This is a genomic window from Actinoplanes subtropicus (assembly GCF_000721705.1).
Taxonomy (GTDB): domain Bacteria; phylum Actinomycetota; class Actinomycetes; order Mycobacteriales; family Micromonosporaceae; genus Actinoplanes; species Actinoplanes subtropicus.
Map to the genome: position 1 here is coordinate 87,714 of NZ_JOJL01000027.1, position 17,985 is coordinate 105,698.

At 73.2% G+C, this 17,985-nt stretch carries 16 protein-coding genes and 1 pseudogene; 8 read left to right on the forward strand and 9 right to left on the reverse strand.

Annotated elements, in window-relative coordinates; translation table 11 throughout:
* Nucleotides 1-744, reverse strand: a complete 744-nt coding sequence (locus tag IH26_RS54305) for a hypothetical protein (protein WP_245665759.1) — start codon at nucleotides 742-744, stop codon at nucleotides 1-3.
* A 258-nt stretch (nucleotides 745-1,002) separates the two neighbouring features.
* On the opposite strand from IH26_RS54305, the gene IH26_RS0133855 reads away from it, so the two are divergent.
* Nucleotides 1,003-2,508: a PP2C family protein-serine/threonine phosphatase gene (locus tag IH26_RS0133855; RefSeq protein WP_030440336.1), complete on the forward strand. Its 1,506-nt coding sequence runs from the start codon at nucleotides 1,003-1,005 to the stop codon at nucleotides 2,506-2,508.
* Here the strand turns inward: IH26_RS0133855 and IH26_RS0133860 are convergent.
* Together IH26_RS0133860 and IH26_RS0133865 are read right to left on the reverse strand one after the other, a co-directional pair.
* Nucleotides 2,505-2,891: an ATP-binding protein gene (locus tag IH26_RS0133860; protein WP_030440337.1), complete on the reverse strand. Its 387-nt coding sequence runs from the start codon at nucleotides 2,889-2,891 to the stop codon at nucleotides 2,505-2,507. The genes IH26_RS0133855 and IH26_RS0133860 overlap by 4 nt on opposite strands.
* Before the next feature lie 2 nt (nucleotides 2,892-2,893).
* Nucleotides 2,894-3,211: an STAS domain-containing protein gene (locus IH26_RS0133865; protein WP_030440338.1), complete on the reverse strand. Its 318-nt coding sequence runs from the start codon at nucleotides 3,209-3,211 to the stop codon at nucleotides 2,894-2,896.
* 175 nt (nucleotides 3,212-3,386) lie between these two features.
* Between IH26_RS0133865 and IH26_RS0133870 the strand changes: the two genes are divergently transcribed.
* Together IH26_RS0133870 and IH26_RS54310 are read left to right on the forward strand one after the other, a co-directional pair.
* On the forward strand, nucleotides 3,387-4,085 hold the full coding sequence (locus IH26_RS0133870; RefSeq protein WP_030440339.1) for a laminin G domain-containing protein: 699 nt from the start codon (nucleotides 3,387-3,389) through the stop codon (nucleotides 4,083-4,085).
* A 73-nt stretch (nucleotides 4,086-4,158) separates the two neighbouring features.
* The gene (locus tag IH26_RS54310) at nucleotides 4,159-5,613 is read left to right on the forward strand and encodes a serine/threonine-protein kinase (RefSeq protein ID WP_034216566.1); all 1,455 of its coding nucleotides are present in this window, start codon (nucleotides 4,159-4,161) and stop codon (nucleotides 5,611-5,613) included.
* 115 nt (nucleotides 5,614-5,728) lie between these two features.
* On the opposite strand, the gene IH26_RS0133880 is transcribed toward IH26_RS54310, so the two are convergent.
* On the reverse strand, nucleotides 5,729-6,739 hold the full coding sequence (locus tag IH26_RS0133880; protein WP_030440341.1) for a LacI family DNA-binding transcriptional regulator: 1,011 nt from the start codon (nucleotides 6,737-6,739) through the stop codon (nucleotides 5,729-5,731).
* A 244-nt stretch (nucleotides 6,740-6,983) separates the two neighbouring features.
* Between IH26_RS0133880 and IH26_RS0133885 the strand changes: the two genes are divergently transcribed.
* The 4 genes and pseudogenes from IH26_RS0133885 to IH26_RS0133900 all read left to right on the forward strand — a co-directional run bounded on the left by IH26_RS0133885 (nucleotide 6,984) and on the right by IH26_RS0133900 (nucleotide 11,201).
* On the forward strand, nucleotides 6,984-8,288 hold the full coding sequence (locus tag IH26_RS0133885; protein WP_245665760.1) for a glycoside hydrolase family 3 C-terminal domain-containing protein: 1,305 nt from the start codon (nucleotides 6,984-6,986) through the stop codon (nucleotides 8,286-8,288).
* A gap of 31 nt (nucleotides 8,289-8,319) precedes the next feature.
* Nucleotides 8,320-9,912, forward strand: a complete 1,593-nt coding sequence (locus IH26_RS0133890; protein WP_030440343.1) for a cellulase family glycosylhydrolase — start codon at nucleotides 8,320-8,322, stop codon at nucleotides 9,910-9,912.
* Nucleotides 9,913-10,073: 161 nt separating this feature from the next.
* Nucleotides 10,074-10,415, forward strand: a pseudogene (locus tag IH26_RS0133895) (TetR/AcrR family transcriptional regulator C-terminal domain-containing protein); the annotation flags it as partial.
* 18 nt (nucleotides 10,416-10,433) lie between these two features.
* Nucleotides 10,434-11,201, forward strand: a complete 768-nt coding sequence (locus IH26_RS0133900; RefSeq protein ID WP_157437519.1) for an esterase/lipase family protein — start codon at nucleotides 10,434-10,436, stop codon at nucleotides 11,199-11,201.
* Here the strand turns inward: IH26_RS0133900 and IH26_RS0133905 are convergent.
* The 4 genes from IH26_RS0133905 to IH26_RS0133920 form a co-directional block, all read right to left on the reverse strand.
* Entirely contained in the window at nucleotides 11,198-12,031 is an 834-nt protein-coding gene (locus IH26_RS0133905) for an ABC transporter permease (RefSeq protein ID WP_030440346.1), read from the reverse strand. The genes IH26_RS0133900 and IH26_RS0133905 overlap by 4 nt on opposite strands.
* Nucleotides 12,028-12,945 (reverse strand): ABC transporter ATP-binding protein, encoded by a 918-nt coding sequence (locus IH26_RS0133910; protein WP_030440347.1) that lies wholly within the window; start codon nucleotides 12,943-12,945, stop codon nucleotides 12,028-12,030. The genes IH26_RS0133905 and IH26_RS0133910 overlap by 4 nt, the downstream gene beginning before the upstream one ends.
* Nucleotides 12,942-14,069 carry a hypothetical protein gene (locus IH26_RS0133915; protein ID WP_169789862.1) on the reverse strand — a complete coding sequence of 376 codons (1,128 nt, stop codon included), beginning with the start codon at nucleotides 14,067-14,069 and terminating at the stop codon, nucleotides 12,942-12,944. Before IH26_RS0133915 ends, IH26_RS0133910 begins: the two co-directional genes overlap by 4 nt.
* 247 nt (nucleotides 14,070-14,316) lie before the next feature.
* Complete coding sequence (locus tag IH26_RS0133920) at nucleotides 14,317-15,855, reverse strand: GGDEF domain-containing protein (protein WP_030440349.1); 1,539 nt, start codon at nucleotides 15,853-15,855, stop codon at nucleotides 14,317-14,319.
* Nucleotides 15,856-15,936: 81 nt separating this feature from the next.
* Between IH26_RS0133920 and IH26_RS0133925 the strand changes: the two genes are divergently transcribed.
* Entirely contained in the window at nucleotides 15,937-16,665 is a 729-nt protein-coding gene (locus IH26_RS0133925) for a hypothetical protein (RefSeq protein ID WP_030440350.1), read from the forward strand.
* Here IH26_RS0133925 and IH26_RS0133930 read toward each other — a convergent pair.
* Entirely contained in the window at nucleotides 16,553-17,947 is a 1,395-nt protein-coding gene (locus IH26_RS0133930; RefSeq protein WP_245665762.1) for a M36 family metallopeptidase, read from the reverse strand. The genes IH26_RS0133925 and IH26_RS0133930 overlap by 113 nt on opposite strands.
* Between the last annotated feature and the right edge of the window lie 38 nt (nucleotides 17,948-17,985).

Below are 17,985 nucleotides of genomic sequence, written 5' to 3' on the forward strand. Positions count from 1 at the left end.
TCAGCGCTCGCTGAGCTCCTCCTCGTCCTCGCCGACCTCGTCCTCGGCGGACTGGCGCTGGGCCGGCACCGCCTCCTCCGGCTCGTCGGCGCCGTGCCGGCCGGCCGGCGAGACCGGGGCCGAGACCGGGGCCGGGGCGGGCGGCGCGGCCTGCTCCGGCAGCTCGCCGAGAACCTGCGGCTGGTCGACCCAGAGGGCGCGCAGCTGGCCCTGCATGAAGGTGGTCAGGCGGGAGCGGTACTCCCGGTCGAACTGCTCGAGCGCCTCGATCTGGTTCTGCAGTCCCTCGCGCTTGGTGGCCAGGCTGCCCACCACGTCGTCGTAGCGCTGGCGGGCCTGCAGGTTGAGGTGGTCGGCGTTGGCCTGCGCGTCGACGCCGATCTGCTCGGCCTGGGCGCGGGCGTCGTTGACGATCTTCTCCGCGGTACGGCGGGCCTCCTCGGTCCGCGCGTGTGAGTCGCGGGCGATCTGCTCGGCCGCGGCCCGGGCGTCGGTGAGGATCTTCTCGGCCTCGCGGCGCACGTTGTGCGCGTGCACCTGGGCGTCGCGGGCGATCTGCTCGGCCGCCGCTAGGGCGTCCGTCCGGATCTTGTCGGCCTGGTGGTGAGCGCGGGCGACATGCTCCTCGGCGGTGCGCTGCGCGAGCGTCAGCACCTGAAGGGCCTGGTTGGGGTGGGCCTGTGGCGGCGGAACCACCGCCTGCTCGGAGGTCTGGCCGTCCGCTGACGTCCCGTTGAGAAGCACTTTGACTCGATCCTTCATGCCTTTGTCGGACAAGAGATGACCTCCGTGAGCCCTTCGAACGGGCGCTGGCGTGATCCGGGCGGGACTCTACCAACTTGAGCTGGCCTTTCGCGAGGGCCGGAAGCGCATGATAGGGACATCGTCGTTTTCCGCGCCGACCTGCAGGTCAAACACGGTCGGATCGGCCGGACGAACGGCTCGTCCGAATCACCCTTCGGTCGTACGGGACAGACGACCGGCCGCCCGTACCCTGAACACGTGGCAGACGACGCCGTGACCTCCGCCGTCCGCGAGGTGCTGTCCGTCATCCCGGCGGGCTGCTCCTGGCTGCTGCCGGTGCGGGGCGCCGGCGGGGAGGTCACCGACTTCGAGATCGGCGCGGTCGGCGGCAGCCACGACATCTACCGGCGTGGCACCGAGCGGGTCCACTCCCGGCTCCGGGAGATCTATCCGAGCATGGTCGGCGGCCGGCTCTGGCGCCTCTACCTCGAGGTGCTGGCCACCGGCGAGCCGGGCGAGCTGCGCGAGTTCCGGTACGAGGAGAAACGCGCCGGCGTGGTGGCCCGCTCGCTGTTCGACGTGACCGTCCACCCGGTGCTGGGCGGCCTGCTGGTCTGGTGGCAGCGGCTCGACGAGGACCGCCGGCGGATCGAGCGTACCGAGCAGCTGGGCAACCTGGGCTGGGCCGAGTACGACCTGGTCACCGGCGAGAGCAGCTGGTCGCCGGGGATGTACCGGCTGTTCGAGCGCGATCCGGAGCGGGGCCCGATGACCCGGGCCGAGCAGACCGCCGCGATCGACCCGGAGGACCGCGGGCTGGCCGAGTCGGCGTGGCTGACCATGGAGAGCGGCGGCGTCTCCGACGTGACCGTACGGTTCCGGGTCGGGTCCACGGTCAAGCACACCCGGATCCTCTCCGACGTGGTCACCGACGCCGGCGGCGCGCCGCTGAAGGTGCACGCCGTGGTCCAGGACGTGACCGCCCGGGAGCAGACCCGGGGCGCGATCGAGCGGCTCAGCGACCAGCTGCGCTCCCGGGAGCTGACCGCGCTGGCCGAGCACCGGCTGGCCGCCCAGCTGCAGCACATGATCCAGCCGGTGCCGGCCGCGCCGCTGTTCCTGCCCGGCCTCGAGGTGATGGTCGGCTACCTGCCGGCGGAGAGCGCGGTCCGGGTCGGCGGCGACTGGTACCACGCGCAGGAGCTGGCCGACGGCCGCGCGGTGCTGGCCGTCGGCGACGTGGCCGGGCACGGGCTCTCCGCCGCCAGCAGCATGGCCCACCTGCGGTTCGCGCTGATCGCGTGGCTGGCGATCGGGATCGACGACCCGGCCACCCTGCTCGGGCACCTCAACCGGCTCTCCGGCCGGCTGCGGGTCACCGGCACCGCGGTGGTCGCCGTCTACGACCCGCGGTCGCGGGCGCTCTCCTGGGCGCGGGCCGGGCACTCGGCGCCGCTGCTGGCCCGCAACGGCACGGCGATGCCGCTCGAGCTGCCGGCCGGGCTGCTGCTGGGCGCCGACGACGAGTCGTCGTACCAGGTGCTGACGCCCTGCCTGGCGGCCGGCGACCTGCTGCTGCTCTACACCGACGGCCTGGTCGAGCGCCGCGTCCCGGACACCCCGAGCCTGCTGGCCGACGTGCTGAAGAGCCTGGCCGCGGCCTCCGCCGAGCCGGGCGAGAGCGCGCTGGCCGGCCTGGCCGCCGGCCTCAACCGGCCGAGCCCCGACGACGACACCTGCACCGTCGCCGTGCGGGTGCTTTAAAGAAGCATTCCCAGCCGTACGGCGGTGCCCTCGCCGTCGGGATGGATGCCCACCTCGTCGCAGATCCGCTCGACGATCGCCAGGCCGCGACCCCGGGGCGCGTCGGCCGAGGGCATGGCCCGCCCGAAGCCGGGTGGGTCGCCGCCGTCGACCACCTCGCAGCGCACCCGGCCGGGCTCGGCCCAGATGCGCACCAGGCCGCCGCCGTCGGTGTGCTGCAACGTGTTGGTGGCCAGTTCGCTGACGGCGACCGCGAGCAGGTCGGCCCGGATCCGGGTGAGGCCCAGCCGCTCGGACTCGGCGCGGACGAACTCGCGGACGGTGGCCAGGTCGCCGGGCACGCGGTAGGCGGTCTCGGCGGGGCTGGGGGCGGGTGGCGGCACGGTCACTCCCGGCCGTTGCGGCGCAGCAGGGCGCGGACGCCGGTGAGGTCCAGCACGGCGGCGACCGAGCCGGTCGGGTTCTCCAGGTACAGGTGGCCGCCGCGCTCGAGGGCGGCGCGGTGGGCGGCGACCAGCCCGTGCACACCGCTGGAGTCGAGGAAGTCGACGTCGGCGAGATCCACCGTGACCACCGCGGACCGGCCGACGGCCGCCAGGAGGGTGGCGACCAGCTCTTCCCGTACGGCCAGATCGCAGTCACCCCGAAGGAACACCCGCAGGCCGCTCCCGTCCTCGGAGGTCGTGGCCGCGAAGCGTGCCATCGGCGCCTCCTCCCCCGGTCCGGTCGCAGTCATCATGTCATCCGGCCCCGCCTGGTTCCAACCGGTTCCGGCCTCCGGGGCGACCGCGTGCCGACTTTGCGGACGGCGGCGCCGTTTTTCCGTTTAGTATCTGTTTGTCTTATCCGGCGGATGGACTGGCTAACGGGGGAACGCCTTGGGAATCCGACGTTTTTGGATCGTCACGCTGGCCGCGTCGACCGCGCTCGCGGCGGGCGCCGTCCCGGCCCGGGCGTCGTCGACCTACGAGGTGGCCTATTGGGCGATGGACGAGCCGTACGGCGCCCAGGTCATGCACGACGGCAGCGGGCACGGGCTGGACGGGCGGATCGGCGACGAGGTGGGCACCGGCGGCGGTTACCGCTTCGCCCGGCTCGACCCGGACACCCCGCCGCCGCACCCGCGGCACCTGGTCGTGGTGCCGGACAGCCCGGCGCTGAACCCGGGCACCCGCACCTTCCAGGTCACCCTGCGGCTGCGCACCCTCTACCACTTCGGGAACATCATCCAGAAGGGACAGGCGACCGTCCCCGGCGGCAGCTGGAAGCTGCAGATCCCGAACGGCCACGTGCAGTGCTGGTTCCGCGGCTCGGCCGGGGAGGTGCTGGTCACCGCGCCGCGGCCGGTCAACGACGGCCGCTGGCACACGATCTCCTGCACGCGTTACCCGGACGGTGTCGCGCTGGCGATCGACGGCACCCGGGTGGCCGGCCGGTGGGGATCGACCGGGACCATCGCGAACTCGTGGCCGCTGTCGATCGGCGGCAAGACGGTCTGCGACCAACGCTCGGTCGGCTGCGACTACTACGCCGGCGATCTGGGCTGGGTACGCATCGACGCCTCCGACGGTTGGTAGCCGCGGGACCACGCTCCGCGTGACGTCACCCGCGAGGTTGACACTCGGGGGCGAGACGGGCGAATGTTCCCCAATGACCGATGAGTGGCCGAGCGCGGGAACCCTGCTGGCAACCCGCTACCGGCTCGTCTGCCTGCTCGAGACCGGCGGCATGGCGCAGATCTGGCAGGCCGCCGACGAGCTGCTGGGCCGCCCGGTCGCGATCAAGCTGCCGACCGGTCCGCAGGTCGCCTGGCGCGAGGCGCGGATGGCCGCGAAGCTGTCGCACCCGGGCATCGCGGCGGTGCACGACTACCGCGAGGCGGTCCGCACCGACGGCACCGTGGCGCCGTTCGTGGTGATGGAGCTGCTGGCCGGCGAGACGGTCGCCGCCCGGCTGGTCCGCGAGACCTTCAGCTGGCAGGAGGCGGCCCGGGTGGGCGCCGCGGTGGCCGACGCGCTCGCCTCGGCGCACAAGGGCGGCGTGGTGCACCGGGACATCAAGCCGGGCAACGTCATGCTCACCCCGACCGGCGTGAAGATCCTGGACTTCGGGATCAGCGCGACGGCCGGCGAGCCGGACGACGACGACAGCGGATCCACCTTCGGCACCCCGGCCTACGTGGCCCCGGAACGCCTGGACGGGCTGCCCGCCGAGCCGGCCACCGACGTGTACGGGCTGGGCGTGCTGCTCTTCGAGATGGTCACCGGGCAGCCGCCGTACCCGGTGGAGACCTGGGAGGAGCTGGACGAGGCCCGGTTGACGGGCCCGGACACGCTGCCCCCGACGCTGCCGGCCGACTTCCGCGCGGTGGTCGACCGCTGCCTGTCCGAGGACCCGGAGGACCGCCCGCCGGCCGACACCGTCCGCTTCGAGCTGACCGCGCTGTGGCTGGCCGACCAGCCCGAGCCGGAGCCGGGATCGGCGCCGGCCGAGCCGCCGGCCCCGCCGCCGGCCGCGACGATCGAGCGCCCGCGGGTGGCCGAGGTGGTCTGGCCGTCCCCGCCGGAGGGCTACGCCGCCGGCCGGGTGAGCGTCGACACCCTGCCGATGCCCCGCGACCAGCAGCCGAAACGGCGCCTGGCCCTGGTCCTCGCGCTGCTGGCCCTGCTGCTCACCGCGGGCGGCGCGTACGTGGTGGTGAACCGGCCGCCGCACGACCGGGCCGCCGCCACCGCGGCCACGCCGACGAACCAGGCCACGCCGCTCTTCTCGGCCGTGCCGAAGGTCGCCACGCCCACCACGTCGCCGCCGGCTACCACCAAACCGTCGCCCACCCCGAGGCTGAGCTTCGACGACGCGGTGGAGCGGATGCGCCGCGCGGTGGAGAACGGCGCCGCCGGCGGCCAGATCCGCGGTGACGTCGCCGTCGACCTGCTGAACTTCATCAAGCCGCTGGAGTTCGCGGACGGCAAGAACGTGGACGCCCAGGTCGCGGCGCTGCGCCAGAAGATCGCCGACCGCGCCGGCAACGGCGACCTGAGCCGTGCCCAGGTCACCATCCTCCGGGCCCGGCTGACCGATCTGGATCGCGCCGCCGGCATGTGAGGGGCGCCCGCGGGCCTGGGAGCGGGCTTTCGTCATGGTGTGCGGCTCGCCGGCGCTGCCGCACGATCCGCGGGCCGAGGTCGTGGTCCACACGCCCGCGGGGTGACGCCGCGGGTTACGCCGACTCGCGGATCACCAGGCGGGTGGGGAGCACGACCTCCGCGTCGCCCTCGTCGTCGCCGTCCAGCTTGGCCAGCAGCAGGCGGACCATCTCCCGGCCCATCTCGGCGATCGGCTGGTCGACGCTGGTCAGCGGCGGCTCGGTGTGCAGCGCGATGGCCGAGTCGTCGAAGCCGATCAGGGCCACGTCCTCGGGGACGCGCCGGCCGTACTGCCGCAGCACCCGCAGGGCGCCGGCCGCCATCGCATCCGAGGCCGCGAACACGCCGTCGACCTCGGGGTACTGCTCGAGCAGGCGGTACATCGCCGCGGCGCCGCTGTCCTGGCTGAAGTCGCCGAACGCGACCGGGCCGTCGCCGACCACGTCGCGGTAGCCGTCCAGACGCGCTATACCGGCCGCCATGTCGAGCGGGCCGGTGATCGCGGCGATGCAGCGGCGGCCCTGGGACCGCAGGTAGCCGACCGCGTCCCGGGCGCCGGCCCGGTTGTCGGCGTCGACGAAGGTGCCGCGCTCGGCGTACATCGGGCGGCCCACCCGGACCGTGGCGACGCCGCGCTCCTCCAGCAGGTGCGGCAGCGGGTCGTCGCCGTGCAGGGACAGCAGCAGGGCGCCGTCGACGTGCTGGCGGGTCAGGTAGCCCTCCAGCCGGCGGCGCTCCTCGGGGGCCTGGGCGATCATCAGGACCATCTGCAGGTTGCGCGCGACCAGGACCGAGGAGACGGCCTGGACGATGCGGCCGAAGAACGGCTCGGCGAAGAACCGCTCGCCGGACTCGAAGACCACCAGCGCCACCGAGTCGGTCCGCTGGGTGACCAGGGTGCGGGCCGCCCGGTTCGGGACATACCCCAGTTCGGCGATCGCGTCCTCGACCGCCTGCTTGGCGCGGGCGCTGACCTGCTGGGACCCGTTGACCACCCGGGACACCGTGCCGCGGCCGACGCCGGCTCGCAGCGCGACCTCTTCCAGGGTCGGCCGGCCACTGGCCCGGTTCCGCTCCGCCGTCATCCGTGGCACCTCCTCCACGCGACTCCCGTCGCGCCCGACAGCGCGACATCCGACGCGCTCGATGGCGCGACCGGAGTCGCGCCCGACAAAACGTACCCGCCTTGCGCAGCGCGGGACATGATCAGGCTGTCACCCTCGCCCGGTCCGACACGCTGATCCACGCGGGCACCGTAGCAAGACATTGAGATGGGAGCGCTCCCATGACACGATGATGTCATTCGATCGACACACTGCGGAGACCAGCATGCGAGTCCACCGACGTTTGGCCACCTGGCTGACGGTCCTCGGCCTCGTCGTGCTCTCCGCCGGTTGCCAGGCGGACGCGGAGCCGCGGAACAGGGTGGACGAACTGCTCAGCCGGATGTCGCTGGCCGACAAGATCGGGCGGATGACCCCGGCCGAGCGGGCCGCGCTCACCCCGGAGGAGGTGCGCGTCACCGCGCACGGCACGACGGTCTTCCCGCCGGCGATCGGCCTGCGGGCCACCCGCGACCCCGGCCTGGTCGAGCGGGTCGACGCCGCCACCGCCGAGGAGGTCACCGGCGGCTACCTGCGCGACGCGGTGGCGACCGGCAGGATCCCGATGTCCCGGATCGACGACGCGGTGCGGCGCGTTCTCGCCGAGAAGACCGACGGGGGCCTCTCGACCGGCGACGCGGCGCATCGGGATCTGGCCCGGCAGGCGGTCCGCGAGTCGCAGGTGCTGCTCAAGAACGACGACGACGTGCTGCCGCTGGCCAAGACCGGCGGGAAGATCTTCGTGGCCGGCCGGAGCGCGGACGACCTCGGCGCCCAGTGCGGCGGCCGGACGCCGGCCGGGCCGGGCACCACCGTCCTGCAGGGAATCCGCGACGTCGCCGGCCAGCACACCACCATCACGTACGACCGGGACGGCGCCGGCGTCGACGGCACGTACCGGGCGGCGATCGCGGTGCTGGGCGGTCTCGACGCCGGCGACCGGCGGGTCCTCGCCAGGCTCGCAACCGCCGGCATCCCGGTCGTCGTGGTGCTCGTCGCCGGCCGCCCGCTCGACGTCGCCGCCCAGGTGGACGACTGGCCGGCGCTGATCCAGGCGTGGCTGCCCGGCAGCGCGGGCGGGGGCGTGGCCGACGTGCTGTTCGGTGATTACCCACCGACCGGGCGGCTGCCGGTGGCCTGGCCGCGGTCGCCCGGCGAACCGAAGATCAAGACCGGGCTCTACGCGTACGGCTATGGGCTTGGTTATCCGGACCGCCCGGCCGACAGCGCGGCACCCAGCCGGCCCGGCATGCCGGTCGCGACCGCCGGCAAGCTGAGCTGGACGGCGTCGACCGACGAGGCCGGCGGCAGCGGCATCGACGGCTACGACGTGCTGCGCGACGGCACCCTGATCGGCACCACCACCACGGCCGGACACCCGCTCGGCACGCTCCCCCCGGGCGTGCACGACTTCACGGTCGTGGCTCGCGACAAGGCCGGCAACCGGTCGGCCCCCTCGGCCCCGCTGGAGATCACCGTCCCGTTCCCCGGCGGTTGCAAGACCCGGCACGGCCCCTGCGCCGTGACGTGACCACTCCCTCTCCCCCACGTAGGAGCACCCCATGTTCCGACGAGTCGCATTGGCCACCGCCGCGGCCGGCGCCCTGGTGGCCGGCCTGCTCGCGGCCCTGCCCGCCGCGTCCGCCGCCACCGGCGGAACCGGCACCGGCTACCTGCACACCAGCGGCAACAAGATCCTCGACAGCACCGGGGCCACGGTGCGGCTGACCGGCATCAACTGGTTCGGCATGGAGACCGACAACAAGACCTTCCACGGGCTGTGGTCCAGCAACCCGTGGCGCAACCAGCTCGACACGATGGCCTCGCTCGGCTACAACACCCTGCGGATCCCGTTCTCCGACGACGCGCTCAAGCCGGACGCGGCCGCCAACAGCATCAACACCTACACCAACCCGGACCTGATCGGCCTGTCCCCGCTGCAGATCCTGGACAAGGTCATCGGGTACGCCGGGACCAAGGGCATGCGGGTCATCCTCGACCGGCACCGCCCGACGACGGCCGGCCAGACCGCCCTCTGGTACACCTCGGCCGTCCCGGAGAGCACCTGGATCAACGACTGGAAGAGCCTGGCCCAGCGGTACGCCGGGAACACCACGGTGATCGGCGCCGACCTGCACAACGAGCCGCACGCCGAGGGCACCAAACCGGACTCGACCGGCGCCTGCTGGGGCTGCGGCGACCAGGCGCGCGACTGGCGGCTGGCGGCCGAGCGGGCCGGCAACGCGATCCTCGGCGTACAACCGAACTGGCTGATCTTCGTGGAGGGCGTGTCCTGCCCGAGCGGCGGCCTCAACAACGTCTGGGACAACGACACCAGCAACGACGAGGACTGCGGCTGGTGGGGCGGCAACCTCTCGCAGGCCGGAACCTATCCCGTACGGCTGAATGTCGCGAACCGGCTGGTCTACTCGCCGCACGAGTACGCGACGTCGGTCTACCACCAGACCTGGTTCGACGACCCGACCTACCCGGCGAACATGCCGGCGATCTGGGACCACTACTGGGGCTACCTGTACAAGCAGAACATCGCGCCGATCATGATGGGCGAGTTCGGCACCACCCTGGCCAGCGACATCGACAAGGTGTGGCTGCAGAACCTGCTCGCCTACACCGGGACGGGCGTCAACGGGATGTCGTTCACGTACTGGGCGTGGAACCCGAACTCGGGCGACACGGGCGGCATCGCGAACGACGACTGGACCACGATCAACCAGGCCAAGCAGGCGATCATCGGGCCGTACCTGATCCCGCCGGTCGGCTCGACCACGACGACGTCGCCCTCGCCGTCGGCGTCCGGGTCGTCCTCGCCGTCGACGCCGCCGACCGGGGCGTGCACGGCGACGTACCAGCAGGACAACGCGTGGCAGGGCGGCTTCCAGGGCTCGCTGACGGTGAAGAACACCGGTAGCGGGACGCTCAACCCGTGGTCGGCGACCTGGAGCTGGCCGTCCGGCGTGACCCTGGGCAGCGGCTGGAACGCGACCGTGACCCAGAGCGGCACGACGGTGACCGCGGCGGCGCCGTCGTACGCGTCCTCGCTGGCGGCCGGCGCGTCGGTGACCATCGGCTTCACGGCGAACGGGACGGCGAGCGCGCCCGCGACGGTGAAGTTGAACGGCGCTACCTGCTCCTAGCAGCGGGTGGGCGGATCGAGCGGTGCGGGCCAACGGGCGGCCCGCACCGCGCATCCCTTACGAAGTCGGGGTCGCCGAGTCGGTCGGCGACGGCGAGTCGGTCGGGGTCGGCGTGACATCGTCGGGCGGTTCCGGGCTGGTGGTCGGGTCGCGACGGCGCGCGCCTCTTCTCCGGTGTCTTCTTTCCCCTGCCCAACGCGCTCGCCTACGGCGACACCATGATCGCGACCCTGCGCGGAGGCGGCCTGTCCAGCCGGGACGCCTCCTGGGCGGCGGACACGCTGACCTACTACGTCGTCGGCCACACCATCGAGGAACAACTCGCCGCGAGCCTCCCGGACGGCGGCACCTCCGCCACCGCCCGGCTCACCGAGGCCGTCGACCCGCACCGCCATCCGCACCTGCACGCCGCGCTCGCCCACGTCCCCGCCCCGCACCACGAAGAGCACTTCAGCTACGGCCTCGGCCTGGTCATCGCCGGCATCCGCGGCGGCTCCACCTGACGAAGGCATCATGGAGTGGTGTCCCCACGACGACGGCTCCTGCTGCTCGGCGTGGCCGGCGTCGCCGTCGTCGCGTTGCTGATCGTGCTGGGGCTGCGGATCCTCGGCGGCAGCCAGGACACCGGCGCCCGTCCCGACCAGGCCCGCCCGGGCACCGTCATCCTGGTCCCCGGTTACGGCGGCAGCCGCACGGCCCTGATCCGCCTCGCCGATCGCCTCGAGGCCGCGGGCCGCACCACGGACGTGCTGACCCTGCCCGGCGACGGCACCGGCGATCTGCTCGAACAAGCAAATACCCTGGATGCGGCCGTACGGGCGGCGCTGCGCCGGGGCGCCCCCTCGGTCGACGTGATCGGCTACTCGGCCGGCGGCGTGGTGACCCGCCTCTGGGTGGCCCGCCACGACGGCGCCGAGGTCGCCCGCCGGATCGTCACGCTCGGCTCCCCGCTGCACGGCGCGCGGATCGCCGGCGTCGGCGCCGCCCTGGCCCCGGACGCCTGCCCGCAGGCCTGCCGCGAGCTCGCCCCCGGCAGCGACCTGCTGCGCGGCCTCGACGGCCCACTCCCGGCCGGCCTGCCCTGGCTGTCGATCTGGACCGAGAACGACGAGACCGTGCAGCCGCCCGACTCGGCGCGGCTCCCCGGCGCGGTCAACGTGCCGCTGCAGAGCATCTGTCCGCGGGCCCGCGTCGCGCACGGCGACCTGCCCACCGACCCGGCGGTCACCGCCCTGGTCCTGGCCGCCCTCGGCACCGCACCGCTGGTCGCGCCGACCACCTGCCCCTAGTTGGCCACGTCCTTGGTCAGGAAGTTCGCCCAGGCCGCGCCGAGCAGCACCACCAGGTAGACCAGCTGGATGCCGGCGCCCCGCTCGATGTCCCGCCAGAGCACCGGTTCCCGGAAGAAGTCGATCCAGGCCAGCCAGTACCGGGTCGGCAGGTACGGCCGGATCGCCTGCGCCGCGTCCAGCGTCACCAGCACCTGGCTGGTGACCAGCACCGCCAGCGCGCCCATCGCCGCGCCGAGCGCCGAGTCGGTGACCGTGGAGAGGAACAGCGCGATCGCGGCGACCCCGACCATCGAGATCACGATGTACGCCACCGTGCCCAGCAACCGCAGCACGAGCCCGGCGGGGCTGATCGTCACCCCGGACAGCGAGGTCACGTCCGGCGGCAGCGCCACCCCGGCCGAACTGGTGGACGCGCCGAACAGCGTGATCCCGGTCAGGTACGAGGTGACCAGCACCGCGGAGATCGCGAACAGCACGAAGACGACCAGCGAGATCAGCTTGGCGACCAGCAGCCGGCTGCGGCCGACCGGGCGGACCAGCAGGTAGCGCAGCGTGCCCGCGGACGCCTCGCCGGCCACCGCGTCGCCGGCCAGTACCGCCACCGAGACCGGCAGGAAGACCGGCAGCACCAGGGCCATCGCCGCGGCCGGATAGAGCGCGCCGTTGCTCAGCACCGCGGACAGGAACGCCCCGCCCTGCCCGGGCGGCGGCGGGATCCGGGTGGTGGCCAGGAAGATCGCGACGATCAACGGCAGAGCACAGAGCAAACCCGCGATCACGTACGTACGCGGGCGCCGGAACAGCTTCGCCAGTTCGACCCGGATCATGCCGCCTCGACCCGCTCGACCCGGTCGGAGCTGCCGGTGGTGGCCGCCAGCACCACCTCCTCCAGGGTGCGCCGCTCGGCGGCGATCGCGGTGACCGTCACCCCGGCGGCGACCAGTTCGGCGTTGAGCGCGCCCGGGTCGTCGTGCCGTACGGTCAGAATCTCCCCCGCCCGATGCTCGACCCGGCCGTCGAGCAGCGCCACCGCCCGCTCGGGCGTCGGGGTGCCGAGCGTGACCCGGCCGGTCGGGACGCGCAGGTCGTCGAGGTCGTCCTGCACGACCAGGCGGCCGCGGTCCATCACCCCGACCCGGCTGCAGAAGGCGTCGATCTCGCTGAGCAGGTGGCTGGAGAGGAAGACCGTGACGCCGTCCCGGTTCAGCTCGGCGAGCAGGTCGCGGACCTCGCGGATGCCGCGCGGGTCGAGCCCGTTGGTCGGCTCGTCCAGGATCAGCAGCCGGGGCGGGCGCAGCAGCGCGGCGGCCAGCCCGAGCCGCTGCCGCATGCCGAGGGAGTACGCCTTGACCGGCCGCCGGTCGATGCCCCCCAGCCCGACCCGCTCGAGGGCCTGGTCGATCCGGGCGCGCCGGTCCCGGCGGCGGCCGCCCGGCCCGGCCGCGTCGAACACCGCCAGGTTGGTGCGCCCGGACAGGTTCGGGTACGCCCCCGGCCCCTCGACCAGGGCGCCGATCGAGGGCAGCACCTCACGGACCCGGCGGGGCACCGGCCGGCCGAGCACCTCGATCTCGCCCCGGGTGGCGAAGACCAGGCCGAGCAGCATCCGCACCAGCGTGGTCTTGCCCGACCCGTTGGGGCCGAGCAGCCCGTACCGGTCGCCCTCGCGCACCTCGAGATCGACCCCGTCGACGGCCGTGGTCCGCCCGTACCTCTTGGTCAGGTCCTTGGTTCTGATCACGTTTGGGCCTCCGCGAGGGCGGTGGCGACGCGTTCGAGCAGCGTGGGCGCGACCGGGCCGGCCACCAGGTAGGTCCGGCCGGGGTCGCGGACGACCAGCAGGTTGAGCAGCCCGGTGGCGATCAGCGCGGCCTGGCTCCCGGACGGCGCCGGCACGTCCTGCCCGTACGTGCTGATCTGCCCGAACGCGGCGGCGCCGAACCGGCCCGGCAGGGCGGTCACGACGAACGAACTGAGCCCGGTCCCGTAGACCCCGGCCGCCGAGAGGCCACGGACCGCGTCGCGGCGGGGGTAACCGGCGAGGGACGACGGCAGCGACACCGGCCGCCGCCGATTGATCACGCCGAGGATGTCCGGCGCCTCGGTGACGGTGTAGCCGATCCCGGCCCGCGGCGCCGGCGGCGTCAGCACCGCCGCGCCCGGCGCCGCGAAATGAATCTCCAGGAACCGGGTGACGAAGACCGGCCGGGTCCCGCCCTTCGCGGTGATCTCGGCCTGCAGCGGCAGACCGTGCCGCGGGTCGGCCCAGATGTCCACATGGGCCACGGTCGTGTCCGGGCTCGCCGGGGTCAGCCGCAGGCCGGGCGCGTCGACGCCGGCGACCCGCTTGGCGGCCAGCCCGGTGACCTTGTCGCCCTCGGCCGCCGACAGCAGCCAACGGACCAACTCGGGCGGGGTGAGGTCGGCCGCGCGGGGCAGCCGGACCGGCTGGTCGCCCTCGATCCGGATCAGCTGGTTGTCGCCGAAGTCCCAGCTGTACTGGGCCTCCGGGGTCTGGTAGAGGTCGCGCTCGGTGCCCTCGCCGAGCACGTCGACCCGCCAGCTCCGCGGGGAGGCATACCAGGTGCGCATCTCGGTCGTCCCGCTCAGCGGCGCCGTCACCTGGGTCAGGTTGGGCAGGGCGGGCAGGCCGAGGAGGCCGGCGCTCTGCACGTACCCGGAATAGGGCTGCGAGCTGGAGAAAGAGATGCGGTCGAGGGCCTTCGCGTGGACCGGCCAGAGGTTGATCGCCACCGGGATCGCCGCGAGCAGCAGGGCGACGCCGAGCACGAGCGCCCACCTGCGCAGCCCCTGCGCAGTGACCACGGTGCGGCCGGTCCCCACGTGCAGCAAAGCTACCGTCACCGATCAGCGCCAACCAGCGATCGCCTTTGCGATTACCGAAGGCAGTTCGAAGCGGTCTGCCGCTCGGACACTACCTGCGGGCAAAGTCGAACCTGATGGGCAGGCGTCGTGATTTGACCCTGAGCAACGACGAGCAGGACGAACGCGACCGCCACACCGACGGCATCATCCGCCGGGGCCATGGTGGAGGGCCCACCGCGCACCGCCGCCCTGATCCGTGCCTTCGCCAGTTCCGTGTGACCCGGCGTCAGCCGGTCGCGACCCGGCTGCGCCCCTCGCTCTTGGCCTGGTACAGGTGCCGGTCGGCGTCGCCCAGCAGCGTCGGCAGCTCCTCCCGGCAGCCGTGGTGCAGCCCCACGCTGATCGACACGCGCAGGCCGGCGGCCACCTGGTCCCACGGGTACCGGCCGACCGCGTCGAGGATCGCCTGCGCCCGGTCCTGGGAGACGCCCGGCTGCACCTCGGCCAGGATGACCACGAACTCGTCCCCGCCGAGCCGGGCGGCGAGGTCCGCCGGGCGTACGCTGGCACTGAGGATCTCCGCGATGCGGGCCAGCACCCGATCCCCGACGTCGTGGCCGAACTGGTCGTTGACCTGCTTGAACTTGTCCACGTCGATCATCATGGCGGCGTAGTCGCCGGGCCCGGCCGTGGACTGCACGGCGGTCAGGTACGCGTGATAGCCGCGCCGGTTGGCCAGCCCGGTCAGGTGATCCGTGAGGATCTCCCGCTGCAGCTGCTCGTGCTCGCGCCGGCGCCGCTCGACCGCGATCGCGTCGCGCACGGTGGTCATCCGCACCAGCCGGTCGTTCCAGCGCAGCACCACCAGCTCGTCGGCGAGGCGCGCGGCCGCCTCGCCGCCGCGCCGCCGCCCGGCGATCTGCATGGCGAGCAGCCAGACGTGCAGCGGCACCGTGTGCCCGAACCCGTCGGCCAGCCCCCGCGCCAGGGCCGCCGCCCGCTCCGTCTCCGGCACCCGGGCGGCCCGGATCGCCGCGCCGAGCGCCAGGATCGGCGGCGCCACGTCCGCCCCGCCGGAAGACGAACCGGAAGACGAACCGGAGGACGAGCCGGCCAGCGCGGCCAGCAGGTGCAGGTGCCCCTCGTACTGGCGGACCCAGGTCGGCGGCCAGTCCGGGCCGACCACCTCCCGGCTGCCCGGGATCGCCGCCGCGGCCCGCTCGGCGGCGGCCGGCCAGTCCCCGATCATCGCCTCCGCCGCGGCCCAGTCCAGCAGCAGCTCGATGCGGTTGACCGCCAGGACCGTACGCTGCCGGTCGGTGGTGCTGCGCCAGCACCCGTCGTCGGCGTCCAGGGCCTTGCGGGTGCGGTCGTAGTGCTCGAGCGCGAGCTCCCACAGGCCGAGCGCGTGCGCCACGCAGGCGACCTCGATCAGCGCGGCGGCCCGGTGCACGACCGGGCTGCTCTCGTCGTCCAGCAGCACCGCCGCGCGGACCAGCGGGCTCGCCGCCGACTCGCCGAGCTCGAGCGGGCGCGGGCTCTCCACCTTGCGGGCCGCGCTCGCCGCGAGGGCCAGCGCGAGCAGGGCCGGGTCGTCGAGCACGGCGGCCACGTCGAGCATCGCCCGCACGTGGCCCGAGTCGTCCCGGCCGGCCTCCCGGTCGGCGAGCGAGCGGGCGAAATGCAGCAGCACCTGCACGTCCCACCACTCCGGCCGGCCGATCCGGGTGGCGACGGCGTCGACCTGGTCGGGGTCCAGCTCACCCTGGGCGGCCTCGATCAGCGCATACGCCTCCGCGACGGCGTCGACGTGCTCGCCGGTCATGACCGTCACCTTACCGAGCGTATTCCAGGTGTGTGCACGCATGCACTACCCTGTGTTCCCGGACTTCCTCCCTGGCAGGGCATGGTGGTCGCCGCCTTCCGCAAGCGTGGCCCGGCGGTCACCGTGGAGGCGGCCGGGTCGCGGACCATGGCCTGCGACAGCGATCCGCGCAGCTACGATTTCGCCTTCCCGGGCAGCGTGCCGGCCGCGGCGGAGGTGCTGGCCAAGGCGATGCCGCCCGGCGTGGTCTCCGCCGACTTGCAGACTTTCAACTTCGACAAATACCTCAATCAGGTCGTACGGGCGAAGAAGCGCTGGCGGGATCTGCGGCTCCCGGCGCCGTACCCGCTGTTCCAACGGGCCGTCCTGCTCAGCACCCGGCTGGACACCTCGAACTCCGCCGAGCTGTATCTCGCGCCGGCCAGCTATGCGGCCAACGGTGACGCGCCCATCCCGTCGGCCGACCCGGGCGCGGTCACCGACCAGGCCGAGGAGCTGTTCCGCTCGGCGGGCAGCACCGCGTTGACCAGCGAGGAGCCGTTCGACCAGTACTTCTCCGCCGAGGGCTACCAGCTGCCGATGCAGGTGGTCCACGAGGCGCAGTTCCTGGACGCCGCCTGTTCCTGGTGTGGAACGCCAACGCCCGCCCGACCGGCGGCGACCGGGACAAGAGGTCCGGGCCGCCGCCGGGTAACCCTTAGGACAGAATGCCGCGGTCGTGGAAGGCCTTGCGGACCTTCGCGGCCGCGTACGGGCCGTACAGCGCCCGCGCGGCGGCCACGGTCTGCTGCGCCGCGGCCGGCATGGTGATCGTCGGGTTGAAGAAGAACTGCGACTCGAGGACGATCCGGTTCGCGGTCGTCCGGCCGAGGGCCCGGTTGATGTCCCACAGCGCGTGCGACCAGATCTCGCCGTCGTCGTGGACCTCGCCGTCCAGGTCACCGGGGTAGACCTTGGGCCCGTCGGTGCGCCGCAGGCAGTGCGGCTCGTCCGTGGTGTACGCGGTGGAGTCCCAGTCCATCACGCACGCCCACGGGGTGGTCCTGGTGTCCGGGCTGGTCGCCTGGGACATCGTGACGGCCCAGTAGTCGCCGAAGCCCTCGCCGATCGCCCCCGCCTCCTCGGACTCGCCGAAGCCGGGCACCTGGTCGTCCTGGATGGCGTGCCCGTACTCGTGCCAGATCACCTCGTTGTCCTCGGCGTCGTCGACGCCGCCGGTGCCGAAGGTGATCGCGTCCACGCTCGGGTCGTAGAACGAGTTGTCGTCGGTGAGCCCCGTCGTGCTGAAGTCCTGCGGCTCGTTGTTGACCTGCCGGAAGCCGAGCCGGTGGATGTACTGCTGGGCGCCGGTGATGCTGTAGTAAGCCATCACCTGCTCGAACCCGTCCTGCGACCGGTTGAACAGGAACACCCGGTGCTTCGAGGTGATCGGGTTGTCGCTGATGTTGTTCGCGTACGCCCCCTGCAGCGTGGTCGCCTCCCGGTTGAGCTGAGTCAGCGGCACGATCCGGTAGGCGCGGGCGAACTGCGGCCCGTCCGCGTTGTCGTTGTCGGTCAGCGACTCGTTCTGCAGCGCCACCACCGGGTTCGGGTCGAAGACGCGGCCCACCCCGACGTCCCGCCGGGCGAGGTTCTTCTCCTGCAGCACCGCGCCGTTGCCGGCGTCGACCAGCGTCTGGTACGTGCCGCGGCCGGTGCTGGTCAGCGTCTTCCAGGCGAGCTTGGCCGGCGACCCGGGCACGATCACCAGCTGGGCGCTGGCCGGCTGCTTGCCGAGCCGCCCGGCCACCGCCGACTCGGCCCGCTGCGCGGTGAACCCGGCGGCCGTGCTGCCGAGCCCGGTGACGGCCTTGCGACCGTCGTCGACGGTGAGCTTCCCGCCGACCAGGTGCGTGGCGTAATAGCCGCCGACGACGGGGATTCCCCGATAGGCCTGTTGATACCAGGTGTGCGTGCCGAGCAGGCTCTGGCGCGACTGGACCTGCCGCAGATCCGCCGGTACGGACGGCGGCGCGGCCTGTGCCTGCGCCCCTCCCCAGAGCACCAGACCGATCGCGACCAGCGGCGCGAACACGCGAACTGTTCTCGTCAAGGACACTCCCCACGTAGTTCCTCAGAGGCTGGCGAGCC

Bases quoted from the DNA above. Each gene is read 5' to 3' on its own strand.
- IH26_RS0133865 (WP_030440338.1), bottom strand. From the start codon at position 3,211: ATGGCACGCTTCGCGGCCACGACCTCCGAGGACGGGAGCGGCCTGCGG.
- IH26_RS54310 (WP_034216566.1), top strand. From the start codon at position 4,159: ATGACCGATGAGTGGCCGAGCGCGGGAACCCTGCTGGCAACCCGCTAC.
- IH26_RS0133880 (WP_030440341.1), bottom strand. From the start codon at position 6,739: ATGACGGCGGAGCGGAACCGGGCCAGTGGCCGGCCGACCCTGGAAGAG.
- IH26_RS0133885 (WP_245665760.1), top strand. From the start codon at position 6,984: ATGCGAGTCCACCGACGTTTGGCCACCTGGCTGACGGTCCTCGGCCTC.
- IH26_RS0133890 (WP_030440343.1), top strand. From the start codon at position 8,320: ATGTTCCGACGAGTCGCATTGGCCACCGCCGCGGCCGGCGCCCTGGTG.
- IH26_RS0133905 (WP_030440346.1), bottom strand. From the start codon at position 12,031: ATGATCCGGGTCGAACTGGCGAAGCTGTTCCGGCGCCCGCGTACGTAC.
- IH26_RS0133920 (WP_030440349.1), bottom strand. From the start codon at position 15,855: ATGACCGGCGAGCACGTCGACGCCGTCGCGGAGGCGTATGCGCTGATC.
- IH26_RS0133925 (WP_030440350.1), top strand. From the start codon at position 15,937: ATGGTGGTCGCCGCCTTCCGCAAGCGTGGCCCGGCGGTCACCGTGGAG.